This window comes from Hyphomicrobiales bacterium (assembly GCA_017642935.1).
In the GTDB taxonomy this organism is placed as follows: Bacteria; Pseudomonadota; Alphaproteobacteria; order Rhizobiales; family MH13; genus MH13.
The window spans coordinates 512,234-532,861 of the sequence record JAEPOK010000001.1 but is presented as its reverse complement, the minus strand read 5'-3'; the positions used below and the strand labels follow the sequence as shown (position 1 = coordinate 532,861).

Below are 20,628 nucleotides of genomic sequence, written 5' to 3'. Positions count from 1 at the left end.
GTCAGTCAGCCGGCAAGGCAACAAACTGGCTTTGGCCCTCATTGTCCTGAATGAGCATCAGGATTTGGCTGCGGCCCTCGTCGCGCAGGGCCTCGACGCGGTCGGCAACGTCCTGCGGTGTTTCGACAACCTGCTGGCCGACTTCCAGGATCAATGTCCCTGGTTGGATCTCCTTGGCCGCGGCTGGACCATCCGTGAACACCAGCGTCACAACGGCGCCGACGGCGCCCTCATCCATCTCAAAGCCGAGCTCATAGGCTTCTTCGACGGTCGAAAGCTCCATACCCAGAAGCGAGACCGGTTCAGGCCCAGGTTCGAGCACGGCCGCCTGACCACCCTCGCCGTCACGCAAGGCAAGGATCACGGTCAGCGTCAGCGTCTCGCCACGTCGGATCACCCCGACGGGCACCTCGGTGCCCGGCGCGATCTGCGCCACACGGGCCGGCAGATCGCTGTACATGTTGATCGCCCGATTGTTGAAGCGCACGATGACGTCGCCGCGCTCAATGCCCGCTTCATCAGCTGGACCACCTTCACTCACAACCGAGACCAGCGCGCCGCGCGGTCGGTCAAGCTGCAATCCTTCAACCAGGTCCGGTGTCACTTCCTGGATATTGACACCCAGAAGGCCGCGCCGCGTTTCCCCGAAGGTGATGAGCTGTGTGACGATCGTCTCAACCGTGGCCGACGGAATGGCAAACCCAACGCCCACCGATCGCCCATTGGGCGACAGGATGGCGGTGTTCACGCCGACAACATTACCAGCCAAATCGAACAGCGGGCCGCCAGAGTTGCCGCGATTGATGGCAGCATCGGTTTGAATGAATGAATCATAGGGACCAGCGCCGATGTTCCGGTTCATCGCCGAGACAATGCCCAGCGACACCGAGCCGCCTAAACCGAACGGATTGCCGATCGCCAGCACCCAATCGCCGATCCGCAGACGGTCCGAATTGCCGAAGGGGACCGATGGCAAGGGGCTATCGGGTTCAATGCGCAACACGGCCAGATCGGTGGCCTCATCGCGGCCAATTACCTCGGCGGGAAAGGTCCGCCCATCGGTCATGATGACCTCGATATCGTCCGCGCCGGAGATCACATGATTGTTGGTGACGACGATGCCGTCAGGATCGATGATGAAGCCCGACCCGAGCGAGTTTTCCCGGCTAGGCCCGTCGCGATCGCCCTCATTGTTGAAAAAATCATCGAAAAAGTCTTCGAACGGCGAGCCTTCCGGCAGGTTTGGCAGCGGCGTTGGTCTGCGCCCGGCGACGCGTTGGGATGTCGAAATGTTAACCACCGCACCAAGAAGCTCCTCGGCGAGATCAGCCACCGGGACAGGGCCTTGCGCGCGCAAGGGGCTTTCTGATTGGGCAGAAACACCAGGCGGCGCTGCGACAAGCGCGAGTGTCATAACCAAAGCGACAAAGAAGGGGGGCAGTCGGCGGTGCATGCGAAACCTCACTATGAGCTGCAGACCAGAAGCCGCAGCCGGACCGGTCGCTCCATGAGGACCACGGTCACAAACTGGTTCGCAACCGTGATGAGATCAAGGCATATTCCATGCCCCAGATTACACGCCTAAAGAGCGCGCCAGCCAGAACACCAACACACCAAGCGCCAACGCTGCGACCCCGCCGATCCGCAACGACTCGGGCGGCAGCTGCCCGACCATCTCCACCATGCGTCGGGCTTGGTCGGGAAACAGCGCATAAAAAAGGCCCTCGGCGACAAGTGCGCCGCCGAGGACCAAAAGGATGACTTCAGCAATCGCCATCAGCGAGGATCGCAGCGCTTACTGCTGCGTTTCCGCTTCGACCGGTGCCGCCGCCGTGGTTGGCGCCACGCTCTCGGTCGGATTCTGCGTAGTGGAGCTTGTGAACACTCCACCTTGCTGATCCCCGAAATAGCGGAAGAAGTCAGAGTCAGGTGAGATCACCAGGCTCGCACCGCTGGAGAAGCCGGCTTCATAGGCCTGCATCGAGCGATAGAAGGAGAAAAACTCCTGATCGCGACCAAAGGCATCGGCGAAGATGCGCGTACGCTGGGCATCGCCCTCACCGCGAATCTGCTCGCCTTCCCGTGTGGCATCAGCGACCAGAACAGTAACCTCACGATCGGCGCGCGAGCGAATACGCTGTGCGGCTTCTTCACCCTGCGCGCGGATTTCGGTGGCTTCACGCTCACGTTCGGTCTGCATGCGTTGGAAGATGGCTTGGCTGTTGGCTTCGGGAAGGTCAGCGCGGCGGATGCGCACGTCAACAATTTCCATACCGAAGGAGCGGCTTTCACGGTTCACCTGCTCACGAATGCGCGCCATCAACGAGGCACGATCATCGCGCACGATGGTGGTGTAGTTCACCTCACCGAGCACACGACGCGTTGCCGAGTTCAAAACCGTGGAAAGACGCGATTGCGCACCGGCAATACTGCCCACAGTTTGGAAAAACGCCAGCGGATCAGTGATCTGATAACGAGCGAAGGTATCGACGACCAACCGTTCTTGGTCAGCAGCGATGATTTCCTGCACAGGGCTATCAAGATCGAGCACGCGACGGTCGAAGTACGACACGTTCTGCACGAACGGCAGCTTGAAGTTCAGGCCAGGTTCCTGGACGACATCAACCGGCTCACCGAATTGGAGCACAAGCGCCTGCTCGGTTTCATCAACGATGAACAGCGACGAATAGATCGCCGCGCCCAGAATGACGAGAATAAAGAGGCCAACGCCTCCAAAGAGACTTTTCATTATTGGGTCCCTCCCGCACGGCGGTTGAGTTCATTGAGCGGCAGGTAAGGCACGATGCCTTGGCCACCGTCATCTGTGTCGAGAACGATTTTGTCGTTGTCGCGGAAGATGCGCTCAAGTGTTTCAAGATAGAGCCTCTGGCGGGTCACTTCAGGCGCCGTCTGATACTCTTCATAAACCGCGATGAACCGGTCAGCCTGACCGCGCGCTTCAGCGACGGTCTGTTCACGGTAGGCGGTTGCAGCTTCAAGAATACGTGCCGTTTCACCACGCGCTTCCGGGATCACCCGGTTGGCGTAGGCCTGAGCTTGGTTCTGCACACGCTCATTATCCGCACGCGCAGCCTGAACGTCACGGAACGCATCGATAACTTGGCTGGGCGGGTCAACCGTCAGCAGTTGAACCTGCGTGATTTCCACGCCGGCGCCATAGCTGTCGAGCGCATCCTGCATCAGCTCCTGCACGGCCGTCTCGGTAATCTGACGACCCTGGGTCAGCAGCGGTTGGATCTCAGAGCGACCAACAACCTCACGCATGGCACTTTCCGCCACAGCGCGCACGGACCCTTCGGGGTTTTGGATGTTGAAGAGGAACAACGGTGCATCAGAGATACGCCAGAAGACGGCGAAATCGATGTCCACGATGTTGCCGTCACCGGTCAGCATCAAGCTTTCCTCAGGCACATCGCGCGCACCGGCGCGGCGCGGATCGTCGGCACGTGTGCCAATGTCAGCGCGGTTGATGGTAGTCACCGACGGTGTGAACACCTGTTCGATTGGAGGCGGCAGGCGGAAGTTCAGACCAGGCTGTGCCTGGCGGTCGAACTCACCAAAGCGGAGGACAACGCCCTGCTGGTCGGGCTGCACGCGGAAGGTAAAGAAGTTGTAGCCGACGAAAACCAGCGCGATCAGCACCACCAGAACGATGAGGCCACGGCTTGCGCCAAGCCCACCGCCGGAACCGCCACCACCAGGCAGAATGGTTTTCAGCCGGTCTTGGCCTTTGCGGATCATCTCTTCAAGATCGGGTGGCTGGCCGCCACCTTGTCTGCCGGAGCCATTGTTGCCACGACCGGGGCCGCTGCCCCCGCCGGAACCCCATGGGCCGCCACCGCCGCCCCAAGGACCGCCATTGTTGCCCGTTTGGTTATTCCAAGGCATGTGTTTCCTTTCTCACACCGCTGCGCCGCCAGCGCTCACTAAATTGCGCCGTGCGCATCGCACATTTTTCTTCGCGATTGTGCGGATGGACATGGTCCGCAAATGCGCATCTTTCAAGCATTAAGCGACCTTTGGTAACGCTTTTTCGGCCCTTGAGGTTAAGTTTGGACCATTTGGTCGCAGGCTGGCCGATTCAAGCCTCTTTGCGGCGATAGGTGGTGAACACCATGTCCGCCTCATCTTTTGGCCCTGCCGGTACGTTTTCTTCGACTGTCTTAGCCCATCGCGACGGATCGATGGTGGGAAATCGTGTCGCCCCGTCTGCGTCCAATGCAACATGGGTGATTTCGAGCCGATCGGCCTCATCGATGGTCTGCGCATAGATCTGTCCGCCGCCGATAATGAAGAGCGCGGACTTGCCCAAGCCGTCGGCCAACATCTTGCCGCGATCGATCGCCGTATCGAGGTCCTGATAGACCTCGCAGCCCTCGGCGTGAAATTCCGGATCGCCCGAGACCACGATGCTCGGACGGCCCGGCAGCGGACGGCCAATGCTTTCAAAGGTCGCCCGCCCCATCAATACCGGATGGCCCAAAGTCAGTGCTTTGAAGTGCTTCAGATCGGTCGGCAGGCGAAACGGTAGATCATTGTCGCGGCCGATCACACCATTGCGGGCGACAGCTGCAATAAGCACCAACTCACTCATGCGTCGCCGCGCAAACGGCGGGCAATGGGCCTATCCATGCGCACTGCATAAGCGTCCAAGCTGTCACTTTCCGGCAGAAGATCGCGCACATAATTCATCGCACCGGCGAGGAAAAAGTCGGGGATCGTCGGCGCATCGCCCATCAGGTAATCGTGCGCGGAAAACTGCTTTTCCAGCAGTCCGCAGACCCGCTCATACATGCGTCTCTTGCCGGGATTATCATCGAGAACCCCATCGAACTTGGCGATCAAAGCGTGCTCAAACGTCGCCGCAAACCAGCTAATCCAAGAGAGAAACGGCCCGCGCTCGGGGTGACCAGGCGCTCGCACCAGCGGTGAGTCCGGAAAAAGCTCTGATAGGTAGATCGCGATGGCCGATTGCTCCCAGATCACTGCACCATTGTGGATCAGGGCTGGCACCTGTTTGTGCGGATGCGGGTTGTCGGGGTCTTCGCCACCGGAGCCATCGCGGCGAAGGACCGTCACCTCGCAAATGTCATACTCTGCATCCAACTCCTCCAGAATCACGCGCATCATGTCAGAGCGCGACATGGGGGAATGCACAAGCGTCAACATAAGAGGCTCCTAGACCGCGATCGGTGCCTTGATGGCGGGGTGCGGATCATAGCCCTCGATGGTGATGTGATCATAGCGGAAGTCGAAAAGGCTGCTGACAGTCGGGTCAAGTTTCAGCGTCGGCAGTGCGCGTGGCGCCCGCGAAAGCTGAAGTTCAGCCTGCTCGATATGGTTGAGATAAAGATGCGCATCGCCGAAGGTATGCACGAAGTCACCCGGCTTCAGCCCAACAACCTGCGCGATCATGTGGGTGAGCAGCGCATAAGAGGCGATGTTGAACGGCACGCCCAAAAAGATGTCCGCCGAGCGCTGGTAAAGTTGGCAGGAGAGCTTGCCCTCCGCCACGTAGAACTGGAACAGGCAGTGGCAGGGCGGCAGTGCCATCTCGTCCACATCGGCTGGATTCCAGGCCGAGACAATGTGCCGACGCGAGTCCGGATTTTTGGTCAAGCTTTCAAGCAGCTTGGCGATCTGGTCGATGCTCTCACCCGATGGTGCCGCCCAACTGCGCCATTGCTTGCCGTAGACCGGGCCAAGCTCGCCATTCTCATCGGCCCACTCATCCCAGATCGAAACCTTGTTGTCCTTCAGATAGCCGATGTTGGTATCGCCCGCCAAAAACCAAAGAAGCTCATGGATGATGGAACGCAGATGCAGCTTCTTGGTCGTGATGAGCGGGAAGCCTTCACCGAGATCAAAACGCATCTGATAGCCGAAAACTGAGCGCGTGCCCGTCCCGGTGCGATCCATGCGGGTGACGCCGGTGTTCAGCACGTGGTCGAGCAGATCGTGATAGGCGCGCATCGCAGCATCTCCCAAACAGAAAAGGGCGCTTCGCTGAGCTGAACCTTCAACCTGCAACGCGCCCTTACCTATCTAAACCACTCCGCCCGATTCCTGGCCGGATCGCTAGGACTTTTTGTGGAAAAGATCGAGCTTCCCGTACTGCTCGGCAAGCAGATAGTAAAACGTGACGCGCGCCTTGGTGGTGTCGGCCTTCATCGCCTCGCAGACCGTTTGGATGGCGCCATCTATCGCGTCATCGGACTCATCGAGACGAAGCTTCTTGCGGCAAAACCCATCGCGGATACGCGCCAGTTCCTTTGGATCCGTGCAGGCGACCATAGACGCATCGCGGCTGCGTAGCGCGACCCCCAAATGCCGCACGATGCCGTTCACCGCCGCTTCATCGACGTCGGAAGCGAACTTTTTCACATCAGCTAGATAATCGGCCATCGGCCAGTCTCCCTTACCATTAACCCGGCCAGTGGCACTGGCGCTTTGGGTTGCATGATAAGGAAACGTGGCGATTATGCGCCTATTTCAGGCTCGGCCAGTTAGCGTCGGCCTGCATGATGAAACCATCCACATCACGCAACCAACGCCGGTTCACGCCTTGCGTGGCGTTGAGGAAGAGCCGGCCATCAAAGATGCGCCAAATTTCTGGATCGCCCTGCGCCAAATATCCCTGCGCGGTCGCCCAGGCACAATGGCCGCCATATTCTGGGGCATAAGCGTCTGGATCGGCGGCGAACGCGGCGCGATTTGCTTCGCTTGAAAAACGCCACGTCGCACCCTCATGCTCAAGCGTGATGGCCGGATCCCCGGGAACCGCCTCGCCTTGCGTGTGGTAGGCTACAGCATCGTAGCCGCCAACAGCTGTGCCTTCGATGAAACCGGTGAAAATGCGCGCCCGTGCCGTACGAGCACTGATCATTGTGGCGGTCGCTGCCGCGAACCCCAGCGTGAGCAGGCGCAAAGCGCCGCGACGCGTTGGTTTGGCCGAGTTGGTGTCGGCCAAGGTTACCCGAGCTTTGTCTGTCTGAAACATTTGTGTCTCCAAGCATTTGCATGTGTTGGTGCCGAACCTGCCGACAGACCCAGGTGAAGTCCAATCACCAAGCTCGGTCTTTGCTTCACAAAGCCGTGCAGTCGCAGAGAGTGATCGTCGCTTAAAGGCAAACACGAATGCAACAAATAGCTATTTGCCCGGTTAACTGGGCCGATTTTGCCCAAAGACAACGGATATTCACCGGCAATTAACTGGCCTTGGCACATTAAAGCTGTTGGATTTTTCGCGCTGTCTGTTGCTGATCGGCGCAATGTGCACGGGTAATCAAATGAAAAAACTTCTCAGCATCTCGACGAAACTGCCTGTCATTATCGTTGGCGGAGCCTTGCTGGTTGGGACTGGCATCGGTACCGCGAGCTACATGACGGCGAGCAGCAGCATGGCGACGATCGCGCAAGCCCACCTTGAAGCGTCCGCAGAAACCGCCCGCGATACGTTCGTCAACTACATGCATACAATTGAACGTGACTTGCATTCGGTTGCAACCAACCCGGTAACGGCGCAGGCAATCAACGGCTTCAAGCGAGCCTGGATGATCATGGACACGCCGACCGAAACACTGCAGGCCGCCTACATCACGGACAATCCCCACCCAGTCGGCGAAAAGCACCTGCTCGATCAGGCAGCCAGCGGGCAAATGTATGACTCCATTCACGGCAGCTACCATCCCTGGTTTCGTGAACTCCAGGAATCGAACGGCTACTACGATGTCTTCCTGTTCGATACGGACGGCAACCTCATCTACTCGGTGTTCAAGGAAGCCGACTTCGCAACAAACTTTGGTGCGCCCGGCGCAGACATTTGGGCAGACAGCGATCTGGGTGAAGTGTTCCGTGCCGCTCTTGACGCCCCGGCCGATGCGCCAATCGCTTTTGAGGATTTCGCGCCCTATGGCCCAAGTGCAAACGCTCCGGCGAGTTTTGTCGCCCATGCCGTCAGGGACCCGGCTGACCGTATGGTTGGCGTGATCGCCTACCAGATGCCCGTCGATGCCATCAACGCGCTATTCGCTGAAGTAGGAGGGCTTGGCGAGTCAGGAGAGGTGGCGCTTGTCGGCCCGGATGGCCTGCTGCGCAATGACAGCACCTGGACCGACGGCAATGATATTCTTGCAACAAGCTTCGACGGGGAATTGTTAAATGCCACATTCGCCGACGGGTCTGCATCGGCCCGCGCGCCCTTCTATCGCGGCGAGATTATGCAAGCTTATGCCAATGGATTCACGTTCGAAGGCGTCGATTATGCTGTGGTCGCCATGAAGTCGTTGGCCGAGAAGATGGCGCCAATTCATGCGATCCGTGACCGCATGTTGATGATCGGGGCCTTGCTGATACTGATTGTCGGCGTGATTGGGTTTCTACTCTCCCGCTCGGTTACCGGACCAATCAATACCCTGGTGCGCGAAATGGGTGAACTTGCCAGTGGCAACACCTCTATCGCCCTCAAAGGTGCGGAACGATCCGACGAGTTGGGCGACATGTCGAAGGCCGTGGCCGTGTTCCGCGACGCCATACTGGAGCGCGAACGCCTTGAAGGCGAGAGTGCGCAAGCCGCAGCCCAGCGCCGTGCTCGCCAGCAAGAGATCGACAAGCTCATCGCAGACTTCCAGGTCGATGTGGAAAGCGTGGTTGAGGCGGTCTCGGCCAATGCGCAATCCATGACGGCCGCTGCCGGCACATTGACCGACGTTGCCAGCAGCACCGACGAGCAAGCCTCGAGCGCGGCAGCTGCTTCCGAAGAAGCATCGACCAACGTTCAAACGGTTGCTGCTGCGGCCGAAGAGCTGTCGGCATCGATCACCGAGATCGGACGCCAGGTCGCCAAGACCACAGAGGTTGTCGGCGGGGCTGCGACCCACGCCCAGGCGACCAACGCCCAAGTGGAGAAACTGGCTGAGACCGCCAACGCCATTGGCAACGTGATCTCGCTCATCCAGGACATCGCCGAACAGACCAATCTGCTTGCACTGAACGCCACGATTGAGGCGGCACGGGCAGGCGAAGCTGGTAAAGGTTTTGCGGTGGTTGCCAGCGAGGTGAAGGGCCTGGCCAACCAAACCGCCAAAGCCACTGGCGATATCGCCGCGCAAATCAGCGAAATTCAGACTTCGACTCAAGAGGCGGTGAGCGCAATCAATCAGATCACCGAAACCATGGGTGAAGTCGACCAATACATGTCTACCATCGCCGCCTCAGTGGACGAGCAAGGTTCGGCGACCGACGAGATTAGCCACAATGTGGCCCAGGCCGCTCAGGGAACGCAAAGCGTCGTTGGCAACATCACCGCCGTGACAGAAGCCACGACGCAGACCGCGCAATCGGCTGATGACGTGAACGCCGCTGCCGAGTCGGTGACGGAGAACACCAAGCACCTTAATGAAACGGTGTCTTCATTCCTGCGCGCGGTAGCCGCCGCTTAGACGCACTTGCACCGACATTGCTAACGAAAGCGCGCATCGTGATCGGCGATGCGTGCTTTTTTGTTTCTTGCTTTGAAAACCGTCCCGTCCGCGCTTATATTGGTTCTGCCGGGCAACCGGCTATGGCGATAAACTGTCATCGTAATAAACCATTCGGACCCGGGGGCGGTACCCGGCGCCTCCACCATAAGCCGTTGCAACCCAGTACGCTTGGGACGGTTTTTGTGGGGGCGAAATAGGATCGACGAGGGTGTAAAGGGTGTGCTTTCGCTCGGCATGGTACCGCCGTTATCGGACCAATTTGTAGTTGCAAACGACAACTATGCTCCGGTTGCACAGGCTGCGTAACGCAGTTTGTAATGCCGACTTAAACTCCCACTAGGTTAGCCCCTGGTGGTCGGGGTCCGCAGGCACCTGGCAACAGAAGCCTGCACTTTCTTCTTTAACCGTCACGTCCCATTCACACGAGCGTCATCATTGCGCAGGCAAGATGGCGCAAATCGCTCTTTGCAAGCCCAGCGAAGCGTTGCAGTATGCGACTCATGTCCGATGATCTGATCCGTTACGATGTCTTGGTGAGCGACGCCCTGCGCGGTGTCGTGCGCCAAGTGCTGACGGAAATCGCCTCGACGGGCCTTCCCGGCGAGCATCATTTCTACATCACCATCGACACACGGCTGCCCGGCGTGCGCATTTCGTCGGCGTTGCGTCAGCGGTTTCCTGAAGAAATGACGGTGGTACTTCAGCATCAATTCTGGGATCTGAAAGTCACCGAACAGACGTTTGAAGTCGGCCTCAGCTTTTCTGGTGTGCCAGAACGGCTTTTGATCCCGTTCTCGTCGGTGACGGGTTTTGCTGATCCGTCCGTGGACTTCGCCTTGAAGTTCGAGACGTTGCTGGTCGACGAAGAAGATATGATCGGCGAAGTGGCCGAACCGCAGCTCGAGGAATCAGGTGAAAACGCTCCCGTTCGCCTCGAAACGGCGACCGCAGAAGGCCCTGTGAACAGCGACGCCGATCCGGAAGCCGAAGAGGACGATGGCGAGGAAAAATCAGCCGATGTCGTCTCGCTTGATGCGTTCCGCAAGAAAAGCTGAACACCGCCAATCCAATCAGCCTGTTACCCGCCTGTCTGATGGTTTTGCCATCTGACGCGTGATAGATCACGCGCAAACCAGCCACACAGAAGGCCCGCTCATGACCGAAACCCGCCAAAAGTCTACCAGAACAGAATCCGACACATTTGGCCCCGTCGAGGTTGATGCCTCGAAATATTGGGGGGCACAGGCGCAGCGCTCTCTTGGCAATTTCAAGATCGGTTGGGAAACGCAGCCCGCCCCAATCGTCCGCGCCCTGGGCATCGTGAAGCGCGCTGCTGCCGAGACCAATATGGACCTTGGCAAGATGGACCCGGAGCTTGGCAAAGTGATTGTTCAGGCGGCGCAGGAAGTCATCGACGGCAAGCTTGATGAGCATTTTCCGCTGGTGGTCTGGCAGACCGGCTCGGGCACTCAATCGAATATGAATTCCAACGAGGTGATCTCCAACCGCGCCATTGAAATGCTGGGCGGCGAAATGGGTTCCAAAACGCCCGTTCACCCCAATGACCACTGCAACATGAGCCAGTCGTCCAACGACACCTTTCCGACGGCCATGCACATCGCCTGCGCTGAAGAAGTGGTGCACCGGCTGGTCCCTGCCCTCACCCATCTGCGCGATGCTCTTGCCGCTAAGTCCGAGGCCTGGGCCGACATTATCAAAATAGGGCGCACGCACACGCAGGACGCAACGCCTCTGACGCTCGGCCAGGAGTTTGGTGGCTACACCCAGCAGCTGACCAACGGCATAGCCCGCATTGAAAGCACCTTGCCTGCGCTCATGGAGCTGGCCCAGGGCGGCACAGCCGTCGGCACGGGCCTCGCGTCACCGGTGGGCTTTGCGGAAAAAGTGGCCGAAAAAATCGCAGGCATCACCGGTCTGCCTTTCACCACCGCGCCCAACAAGTTCGAAGCGCTCGCCGCCCATGACGCGATGGTGTTCACCCACGGTGCGATTAATACGGTGGCGATGAGCTGCTTTAAGATTGCCAACGACATCCGCTTCCTGGGCTCCGGCCCACGTGCCGGTTTGGGTGAACTAGCCCTGCCGGAAAATGAGCCAGGCTCGTCGATCATGCCGGGCAAAGTGAACCCCACCCAGTGCGAGGCGCTCACCCAAGTCTGCGCCCATGTACAAGGCAACAACGCCGCCATCGGCTTTGCCGGCAGCCAAGGTCACTTTGAGCTCAACGTCTACAACCCGATGATGGCCTACAATTTCCTCCAGTCAGTGCGCCTGCTCGCTGACGCGGCCATCTCCTTCACCGACAATTGCGTTGTCGGTATCGAGCCACGCCTTGAGAACATTGCCGAGGGCCTGGCCAACTCGCTGATGCTGGTGACGCCGCTCAAAGAAAAATACGGCTATGACCTTGCCGCCAAAGTGGCCAAAAACGCCCACAAGAACGGCACAACCTTGAAGGTCGAAGCGCTGGCCCTCGGCATCTCCGAGGAGGACTTTGACGCCATCGTCGTGCCCGCCAAGATGATTGCACCGTCCTAACCCATGGCGGAGATCGTCAACCTGCGCCAAGCCCGCAAAGCCAAAGCGCGGTCACAAAAAGAGAAGGTCGCGGAAACGAACCGCGCCCTTCACGGCCGCACCAAAGCTGAGAAACAGGTCGAAAAATCCACCAAGCACAAGGTCGCCAAGCATTTGGATGACCATAAGCTGGGCGACTGACAATCATGCTGGTCAAACGCTCGGTCAGCCTGGCTGGCCATCGCACATCCATTGCACTGGAACCGGAGTTCTGGGCCGAGGTGGAAAGGCTCGCCAAGGACAATGGCGCGAGCCTAGCGGCTTTCATTCGCACCATCGACAATGGCCGTGCGCCAGACTCCAACTTGGCCAGCCAATTGCGCCTTGCGGTCTTGTCCGACCTCAACACCCAGTTGGTCCGCCAGGAAAGAGCAGCCACCACCCCTAGCGAGGGGTAAGGTCGAGCGGCGCTGACGTGGCAGGCGGCGGGCTTTCGCCAATCGCCAGTGGATTGCGCGGCACTGTAATCGATTCAAGCGGCGGCAACGTCAGATCGAGCCCGGTCGGCGTGCTTAGCAGGTTCTGCTGCTCGGCCTCGCGCGCCAGCAGCGCCTCGCGCAAAGCCCGTTCGCGTTCTTCATCTGCCTGACGCGCAGCCTCTTCAGCGGCCTGGCGCTCCTCTGCGATCCGGGCCCGCTCACGCGCCTCTTCCTCCAGCCGCTCTTGCTCGATGCGAAGCCTTTCATCGCGCTCGAATTCCAGCCGCGTCTGGTCCAAATCTACTGCCGCCATGATGCGAAGCAGCCGCTCGCGCTCAAGAATCTCAGCGTTCAGGGCTTCCACGCGACGAATCTCCAGCTCAAGCTGGCGCACGTTCAAGAAGCTCGAAATCTGCGAAACGTCGAGCTCTCGTTGCGGCGCTGCCAACGGCCCGGCAAACGATAAGCCGACATTGGGCATTGCCTCCACATCGCCCGGCCCGTCAACCGCCGCATAGGCAAAGTCGGCATCGACTTCGTTGGTGGAAAGATCGATTGTCAGACCACCGCGCAGCGCAGTCTCACCGCCTTCAAGGTAAAGATTGCTGATCTGCGCAACACCACCGACGACACTCACAGGCGTGTCGGCGGCATCAATGCGCATGGTTCCGGCACTCAGCGCATCGGCAAACGCAGCTTCCAGATCGGCATCTTCATCGAGCAATCCCGCATCGGACGCTTGAAGAATGCGAGAAAACCCGGTCAGGCCAAGCCCGGTAACCGAGGTTTCGGCAAGCGCCAAGGTCCCGTCGCCCGTTAGGCCGGAAATCAGTGACGCCATGGACCCGCCAGCGCTTTCAAAACTGAGATTGGCCGACAACCGACCATCCATCACTGGCTGACCGTCTCGCTCCCAGGCGATGCGCGCAACGTCAAGGTTGGTCAGCGCAAGACGTCCCTCAGCAATACCGCCGCGATCAGCGTCGCGCAGCACAAGCCGTCCGTCCACTTGGCCGCCAAAAACCTCGCCTTGAAGCCGATCCAGTGTCAGACGGCCCTCCTCAGCTACCAGCACCATTGTGCCGTCCAGCGCGGTCAGCCCATCCCATATGGCAAGGCGTGGCGTGGCGAGTGTTAGAGTCAAATCAACTGGAACTGGGTTGAAGACCAAAGGCCCCTCGGGCCAAGTCGCGCTGAAGCCTTGATCAAAGGCCGAGGGCCCAAGAAAACCAGCCAAAACGCCACGCAGGACGACATCATCAGCCGAGAGATCGAGTGCGACGGAGGTTCCGAGTGGTCCGCGCTCGACACGCCCGTCGCCTGAAATCGGCACATCGGCGAAGGTTCCCGACAGGCCAGAGAGCACGGCGGTCTCGCTTTCCACGTCAAAAGCCACATCGAATACGGCCGAGGCGGCGATGGGGTCGAACAGGCCTGGCACCGCCATACCCGCCATCAAGCCAAGCTGGGCCACATCCCCGACAAAGAGCGATCCAAGTCCCTCGACAGTTTGGATGCCAACCTCGGTGTCGCCTTGCAGTGTCGCATCGAGGCGAAGGGCGGTGTCCAAACCATCAAAGGCCAGACGGAGCTGCGGCGCATTTTCCCCATCACTGACAAGACTGGCCACAGCGCTGCCTTCACCGGCGAGCTCGATCGGCAAGGCCGCAACGCCCAACTGGCCAACCAGCGCAAAGGCATCCTGCGATCGCGCTTCAAACCGGACTTCTGCCGCACGGTCGAACAGGCTCGCCAACCCTGTCGGCAAGGTGTTGGTCCCGTCAGTCGGCATCGTGCCGAAAAGATCAACCTCAGAACTGCCGAGTGACCCGGCCAAGCTGACTTCGACACCACTTAGCGCATCGTGGTTGTAGCTGCCGGTCAGCGACGCTGGTTCGTAGAGACCGGCATTGCGGTAGAGGTCGAGCAGGACGGCGTTGTCGCCGAACACATCGCGCGCCAGACGCAACAACCCGCCAAGACGGTCCATGTCGGCATTGACTGCCAATTGGCCAACCGGCGGGAAAGCACCACGCTCAACAAAGCCAGAAGCGGAAACCGAAGCGCCAACGGCATCACCGATTGCCAGTTCATCAATGCGAATCTGCGTTGGCGTTGCCGCCACCGAGACCGTAACCTCGCCCAGATCTTCAGCGCCGGCCACCAACTCTTCCACGACAAGGTCGGCATTAAGGGTGTCAATCAACGGCCCGTCCGATGTCGAACCACCTGCATGCGTCAACCAACGACCAAGGCCAGCCAAAAGACCGAAATCAAAACGCCCCGCGTTCAAGTCGACGTCCATCTGCCCACCAAGTCCAGCGACGTCGCGATAGGCGAGCGAACCTTCAAGTGCCGCCCCATCGATCTGGCCGCGCAGGCGTTCAATCGAGACGTCTCCTGGCGCCGCCACGACGCGACCCCGCAAATCGACCGAAGAGAGCTGCGAGAAGGTCCCGCCTTCATCGCGCCTGCCCGTAGACCAGCCAACGAACAGGTCCGGGGCCGCGCTTTCCAGCGTCATAATGCCGTCGAGCGCCAAATCCGTGCCTGCAACATCGCCAACCGCGCCAACGGCCCCGGTGAACCCAAACGATGTCTCGCCTGGAAACGTCGCCACCAGATTTTCCAAAGACATCGGCAAGCCCGGGCTGTAGGTCGCATTGAACCCAATATCGCGGATCACCGACCCGCCGAGCACAATGGCCGGAATATCGAAAGACACCTCGCCAGGCACGGTCATTTGATCGATCCAACGCACCAGCGTCCCCGCAGACGCCCAACCGGCATCCAGATTGACCGGATCAGCTGCGCCACCGCCTAGCATGCGGTCCAGATCGACCTGACGCGAGGAGATTTCTGCATTGAAAGCCGGGCGTTCGCCCAAATTCACATGCGCACGGCCATTCAGAACAAAGGCCTGATCTTGCGCCTGGCCGAGCGATAGTTCGATCTCATCAGCTTCCAGGGCATCCAGCGCGGCCACCACATCGGCAGCCACGCGCCAGGTCAGCGGTTGCGTCTCCTGATCGGCTTCGGCAACAAGATCATCCAAACTGCGGGCAACGCCCCGTCCTTCAAAGAAGGCATTGGCCTCCGACCAATCCAGATGCCCATCAACCGTTATTTCCATCGGCCGCGTCACCGGCAGCACCGCGACACGCATGCGCATGCGCCGTTCACCGCCATAAGCGCCTGTGTTGACCCGCAAGCTGACCCGTTCGCCGGCGATGATCGCCGAACCTGGATCGACGCGCCAAGGTCCAAGCAGGCTCGGCGCTGAAAGGCTGGCATTCAACCCTTCCATTAGCACTTGAACGGAGCCATCGGGTGCGATGCGTTCGATGCGGCCGTCGACAATGGTCGCCTCGTCGATACGCACCGCTCCAAGATCGAGCGTCTCGTTGGCAATCTGCGACATGCCCTCGCCCAGTGCTGCCAGGCGAATGGTCGGCGCGTCGAGCGTCAGCTCGACAATGTGCGTTTCACCGCTCAAAAACGGCGCCAGCGACATCAGCGCTTCCATCCGCCGTGCGGTGAACCCTGGTTCAGACCCATCCGCATCGCTGGCAATCTCAACATCCGAGAATGTGATGCGCGGCATCGGAAGAAACCGCAGATCAACCGCGCCGGAAACGTGAACCTCACGACCAAGAACGCGCGAGGCCTGCTCTTCAATGATGTCAGTGTAGTTGCTCCAATCGATGAAACGCGGTGCAATCAGCGCCGTCGTCAGCGCCAAAAGCAACAGCGATCCCAACAGGAGAAGGAAGCGATTCATCGTCCGCCGATAGCCAGTTCACAGGTCATTAGTGTGGCATGGGCGTGGGCCACTTTTCATGCATTGCACACAAAAGCCGCGTCACCCAGGAACAGCCATACAACTTTCGCAGAAAAATAAGCCATAAACCATTGCGCTAACGCAAGAATGCGCGCCCTACTGCGTTTAGGAGCAAAGGCTCCCAGAAGCTGCATTCACGTGATCATGGCCGACCTGTTTCGCACGATCTTCTCCAGCGTCTTTGTTTGGGCGCGCCCCAACGTCACTTACGCGCTGCGCAAGAAGCAGCCGCTGGTTTGGTTGCTGGCCGGTTTGATTGGCATTGGGACGTCGCTGGCCGCCATCGCCTTTCGCGAAATGATTGGTGCTGTGCAATGGACCTGGCTCGGCACGATGAGCGAACAGGTAGCAAGCGCCGCACGGGTTCTTCCCTGGTACACGGTGGTGTTTGTTCCGGCCTTGGGCGGCCTTCTGGTCGGCCTGTTCCTGCACTACATCCAGCCTCAGAAGCGTCCGCTGGGTGTGGCCGATGTGATTGAGGCCAAACACACGCCGGAGACGAGCTTGCGGTTTTGGCCGGGCGTCGGGTCCGCCATTGTCTCGGCGACCTCACTCGGTTTCGGCGCCAGCACGGGGCGAGAAGGCCCAGTGGTCCATCTCGGCGCCACCATTGCCGCCAGCATTTCTCGGCTCTTCAAGCTGCCGCGTTCCTCCAACCGCGTGCTTCTGGCCTGCGGGGTAGCGGGCGCGGTCTCCGCTTCGTTCAATGCGCCGATCGCCGGAGTGCTGTTTGCGCACGAGGTGATCCTTGGCCATTACGCGCTGTCGGCCTTTTCCGCCATCGTGATCGCTTCGGGCGCAGCCACCATTATCTCTCGGCTCTATTTCGGCGATGCCGTCGCCTTCACCATCCCCGACTATCAGATCACCTCGTTTTTCGAGTTCCCGGCTTTCGCGCTGCTCGGCTTGGTCTGCGCGCTGGTGGCAGTGCTCTTCCAATACGCTCTGATCGGCACTGACTATGTTGCCCGCACGGTGACAGCACCTACGTGGCTGCGACCAGCGGTAGGTGGCCTCGCTGTTGGCATCATCGGCGTCTGGTTTCCGCAAGTGCTTGGCGTTGGGTATCAGGCCACCGATCTGGCGCTGCGCAACCAACTGCCGCTTGATCTGATGATGACGCTGATCTTCCTGAAGACGGCGGCAACGGCCATTTGTTTGGCCTCTCGCTTTGGTGGAGGGATCTTCTCGCCCTCACTCTATGTCGGCGCGATGACCGGCGGGGCCTTTGGCTTGATCGCGGCGAGTGCCTTTCCCGAAATGGCATCCTCGGAGGGCCTTTACGCGATCCTCGGCATGGGCGCCGTGGCCGCTGCTGTGATCGGCGCGCCTCTATCGACCACCATGATCGTCTTCGAGCTTACCGGCGGCTACACGCTGTCGATCGCGCTGCTGCTCACAGTCTCGATTGCAACCGGCATAACCATCGCGGTTCACGGCCGATCCTATTTCTACTGGCAATTGGAAAGCCGCGGTCTCGCCGTCGCCGACGGACCGCACAGCCAGCTCATGCGATCGGTGCGCGTAGCGGAGTTCATGGAGCGGTTGCCGCCCGATCTCGACGAGCGGCCCTCACCGCTCGAAGAAGGGGCGCCTCGCCTGTTGACCACCGACACGATGGAACGCGCGCTGCGCGTTTTCGATGAGAATGGTCTTGAAGAGGTGCCCGTGGTGCGCGCGGCTGCGGTCTCCCAGACGGTTGGCTATGCCAAACAAGTCGATGCTTTGCGCCATTTCAACGAGGCGTTGATTGACGCTTCGATCGAAGAGCATAAATAACAACCATCAAGAACAGGAAGCGAACAGGCGACTCTGTCGGGTCGCTTCGATACTCTGTGCGCAACCGAATCATTCATCCATCCAATCGCCAAGGCCACTGAAACCCACCATGTCTGATCCAGCACCCCAAACAGGCTCGATCACGGCGCGCGCACTTGCTGCGCGCGGTGGCGCTGTGACGGGATCAAACGCGCCATGGTTGGAAGGGTTGAACCCTGAGCAGCTGCGCGCGGTGGAGACGCTCGATGGTCCGGTTCTGGTCCTCGCTGGCGCAGGCACCGGCAAAACACGGGTCCTCACCACCCGCATCGCGCATATTCTTGGCACCGGTCGCGCCTCGCCCGGTCAGATCATGGCCGTGACCTTCACCAACAAAGCCGCGCGCGAGATGAAACAGCGCATCGGCGGTATGATCGGCTCAGCAGTTGAAGGCATGCCGTGGCTTGGCACCTTTCACGCCATCGGCACCCGCATTCTGCGCTACCACGCCGAATTGGCGGGCCTGAAATCCAGCTTCACCATTCTCGACACCGATGATCAAATCCGGCTGCTGAAACAGCTCATTCAAGCTGAAAACATCGATGAAAAGCGCTGGCCCGCCCGTCAGTTGGCCGCCCATATCGACCGGTGGAAAAACCGTGGCCTGTTGCCCGACCAAGTGCCCGCCGCTGATGGTGTTTTTGCCAATGGCCGTGGCGTGGAACTGTATGCCGCCTATCAGGAGCGCATGGCTGTGCTGAACGCCGTCGATTTCGGCGATCTGCTGGTGAAACCCATCAAGCTGTTTACCGAGAACCCGGATATCCTCGCCGACTACCATCGCCGCTTCAAGTTCCTGCTGGTGGACGAGTACCAGGACACCAACGTCGCCCAATATCTCTGGCTGCGGCTGCTGGCCCAAGGCACGGACGAGGCCAAACCCAACATTTGCTGCGTCGGCGACGATGATCAGTCGATCTATGGCTGGCGTGGCGCTGAGGTGGACAACATCCTGCGCTTCGAGCGCGATTTTCCGGGTGCCACGGTGATCCGACTGGAACGCAACTACCGATCGACATCATCCATCCTTGCCACGGCTTCGCACCTGATCGCTCACAATGAAGATCGGCTCGGCAAAACCCTCTTCACCGACATCGCCAACGATGAGGGGGAGGAGAAGGTGACGGTCGCCTCCGCCTGGGATAGCGCCGAAGAGGCTCGCGCCGTCTGCGAAGAGATCGAAAACCTGCAAACCAAAGGCCATCCGCTGAACGAGATGGCGATCCTGGTGCGCACCTCAGCCCAGATGCGCGAGTTCGAAGACCGGTTCTTCACGCTCGGCCTTAATTACCACGTTGTGGGTGGTCCGCGCTTTTACGAGCGTCAGGAAATCCGCGATGCGCTGGCATATTTGCGCGTCATTGCCCAACCTGAGGATGGCATGGCGTTCGAACGCATTGTCAACGTGCCCAAGCGCGGTCTCGGCGACACCACCGTGCGCAAGATCAACGCCCTTTCACGCGACCAGGGCATGTCACCGCTCGCCGCAGCGCGCTTGCTCTCTGAAACCGAGGAGATCCGCCCGGCGGCGCGCACCAGCTTGCGCAAGCTCATTGACGATTTCGACCGCTGGCGCGGCAACCTCGACGCGCTGCCGCACACCGAGTTGGCCGAGATCGTGCTTGATGAGTCCGGCTACACGAAAATGTGGCAGGACGACACCTCGCCTCAAGCACCGGGTCGCCTGGACAATCTCAAAGAACTCATCCGCTCGATGGAAGAATTTGAGAACCTGGCTGGTTTCCTGGAACACATCTCGTTGGTGATGGACGTGGAGAGCGCTGAGAGCGAAGACGCCGTCACGCTCATGACGCTGCACGCTGCCAAGGGCTTAGAGTTCGACACGGTGTTCCTGCCCGGTTGGGAGGAAGGCCTCTTCCCGTCGCAGCGTTCCCTTGATGAGAATGGCCGCGCCGGTCTCGAAGAAGAACGCCGTCTCGCCTATGTCGGCATCACCCGCGCCCGCAAACGCGCCAAGCTCTGGTTTTCCTCCAATCGCCGTATTCACGGCCTTTGGCAATCTTCCATCCCCTCGCGATTTCTCGATGAACTGCCAGTCGACCATGTTGACGTGATCGAGCAGACGTCGAGCTATGGCGGCTATGGCGCGCGCGGCTATGGCAACTACGGCGCAAGCCGCTTCGACAAACCGCTGGAAATGGACAGCGCCTACCAGACCCCCGGCTGGAAGCGCGCACAAGCGGCCAGAAGCACTGGCAAACGCCCCTCCTCCGGCCCGATGACCATCGATGGTGAACTCGTCGCCCGATCGGTTGCAACCAAGGCATCCGGTTTTGCGTTAGGAGATCGCGTGTTCCATCAAAAATTCGGCTATGGCGATGTCACCATGATCGAGGGGAACAAGCTCACCATTGATTTTGACAAGGCCGGACGCAAGAAAGTGGTCGAAAGCTTTGTCACCCCCCACAATCAGGCCGGCTAATCCGCC

The 20,628-nt window shown here is 59.7% G+C and carries 17 protein-coding genes and 1 other RNA gene; 8 read left to right on the top strand and 10 right to left on the bottom strand.

Going from position 1 to position 20,628, the window contains the following annotated elements:
* Position 1: 1 nt before the first annotated feature.
* The 9 genes from JJ917_02475 to JJ917_02435 form a co-directional block, all read right to left on the bottom strand.
* Positions 2–1,453 (bottom strand): Do family serine endopeptidase, encoded by a 1,452-nt coding sequence (locus tag JJ917_02475; GenBank protein ID MBO6697677.1) that lies wholly within the window; start codon positions 1,451–1,453, stop codon positions 2–4.
* A gap of 120 nt (positions 1,454–1,573) precedes the next feature.
* Positions 1,574–1,759 (bottom strand): DUF2065 domain-containing protein, encoded by a 186-nt coding sequence (locus JJ917_02470; GenBank protein MBO6697676.1) that lies wholly within the window; start codon positions 1,757–1,759, stop codon positions 1,574–1,576.
* A 36-nt stretch (positions 1,760–1,795) separates the two neighbouring features.
* Complete coding sequence (gene hflC / locus JJ917_02465; GenBank protein ID MBO6697675.1) at positions 1,796–2,749, bottom strand: protease modulator HflC; 954 nt, start codon at positions 2,747–2,749, stop codon at positions 1,796–1,798.
* Entirely contained in the window at positions 2,749–3,909 is a 1,161-nt protein-coding gene (gene hflK, locus JJ917_02460) for an FtsH protease activity modulator HflK (GenBank protein ID MBO6697674.1), read from the bottom strand. Before hflK ends, hflC begins: the two co-directional genes overlap by 1 nt.
* 193 nt (positions 3,910–4,102) lie before the next feature.
* Positions 4,103–4,615, bottom strand: a complete 513-nt coding sequence (locus JJ917_02455) for a dihydrofolate reductase (GenBank protein ID MBO6697673.1) — start codon at positions 4,613–4,615, stop codon at positions 4,103–4,105.
* Positions 4,612–5,190, bottom strand: a complete 579-nt coding sequence (locus tag JJ917_02450; GenBank protein ID MBO6697672.1) for a glutathione S-transferase family protein — start codon at positions 5,188–5,190, stop codon at positions 4,612–4,614. Before JJ917_02450 ends, JJ917_02455 begins: the two co-directional genes overlap by 4 nt.
* 9 nt (positions 5,191–5,199) lie before the next feature.
* Positions 5,200–5,994, bottom strand: a complete 795-nt coding sequence (locus JJ917_02445) for a thymidylate synthase (protein MBO6697671.1) — start codon at positions 5,992–5,994, stop codon at positions 5,200–5,202.
* 105 nt (positions 5,995–6,099) lie between these two features.
* Complete coding sequence (locus JJ917_02440; GenBank protein MBO6697670.1) at positions 6,100–6,426, bottom strand: DUF2853 family protein; 327 nt, start codon at positions 6,424–6,426, stop codon at positions 6,100–6,102.
* An 82-nt stretch (positions 6,427–6,508) separates the two neighbouring features.
* Positions 6,509–7,021 (bottom strand): tat pathway signal sequence domain protein, encoded by a 513-nt coding sequence (locus JJ917_02435; GenBank protein ID MBO6697669.1) that lies wholly within the window; start codon positions 7,019–7,021, stop codon positions 6,509–6,511.
* A gap of 289 nt (positions 7,022–7,310) precedes the next feature.
* On the opposite strand from JJ917_02435, the gene JJ917_02430 reads away from it, so the two are divergent.
* From JJ917_02430 to JJ917_02405, 6 genes are all read left to right on the top strand, one after another.
* Complete coding sequence (locus JJ917_02430) at positions 7,311–9,461, top strand: HAMP domain-containing protein (GenBank protein MBO6697668.1); 2,151 nt, start codon at positions 7,311–7,313, stop codon at positions 9,459–9,461.
* A gap of 68 nt (positions 9,462–9,529) precedes the next feature.
* Positions 9,530–9,896: a transfer-messenger RNA gene (gene ssrA / locus JJ917_02425) on the top strand.
* A gap of 107 nt (positions 9,897–10,003) precedes the next feature.
* On the top strand, positions 10,004–10,558 hold the full coding sequence (locus tag JJ917_02420; GenBank protein ID MBO6697667.1) for a hypothetical protein: 555 nt from the start codon (positions 10,004–10,006) through the stop codon (positions 10,556–10,558).
* A 100-nt stretch (positions 10,559–10,658) separates the two neighbouring features.
* Positions 10,659–12,062, top strand: a complete 1,404-nt coding sequence (gene fumC, locus JJ917_02415; GenBank protein MBO6697666.1) for a class II fumarate hydratase — start codon at positions 10,659–10,661, stop codon at positions 12,060–12,062.
* Positions 12,063–12,065: 3 nt separating this feature from the next.
* Positions 12,066–12,242 (top strand): DUF4169 family protein, encoded by a 177-nt coding sequence (locus tag JJ917_02410; GenBank protein ID MBO6697665.1) that lies wholly within the window; start codon positions 12,066–12,068, stop codon positions 12,240–12,242.
* 5 nt (positions 12,243–12,247) lie between these two features.
* Complete coding sequence (locus JJ917_02405) at positions 12,248–12,499, top strand: ribbon-helix-helix domain-containing protein (GenBank protein MBO6697664.1); 252 nt, start codon at positions 12,248–12,250, stop codon at positions 12,497–12,499.
* Here the strand turns inward: JJ917_02405 and JJ917_02400 are convergent.
* On the bottom strand, positions 12,486–16,301 hold the full coding sequence (locus JJ917_02400; GenBank protein MBO6697663.1) for an AsmA family protein: 3,816 nt from the start codon (positions 16,299–16,301) through the stop codon (positions 12,486–12,488). The genes JJ917_02405 and JJ917_02400 overlap by 14 nt on opposite strands.
* 204 nt (positions 16,302–16,505) lie before the next feature.
* Here JJ917_02400 and JJ917_02395 point away from each other — a divergent pair, with 204 nt between their 5' ends.
* Together JJ917_02395 and JJ917_02390 are read left to right on the top strand one after the other, a co-directional pair.
* Positions 16,506–18,140, top strand: a complete 1,635-nt coding sequence (locus tag JJ917_02395; GenBank protein ID MBO6697662.1) for a chloride channel protein — start codon at positions 16,506–16,508, stop codon at positions 18,138–18,140.
* A gap of 109 nt (positions 18,141–18,249) precedes the next feature.
* Positions 18,250–20,622: a UvrD-helicase domain-containing protein gene (locus JJ917_02390; protein ID MBO6697661.1), complete on the top strand. Its 2,373-nt coding sequence runs from the start codon at positions 18,250–18,252 to the stop codon at positions 20,620–20,622.
* Positions 20,623–20,628 lie beyond the last annotated feature (6 nt).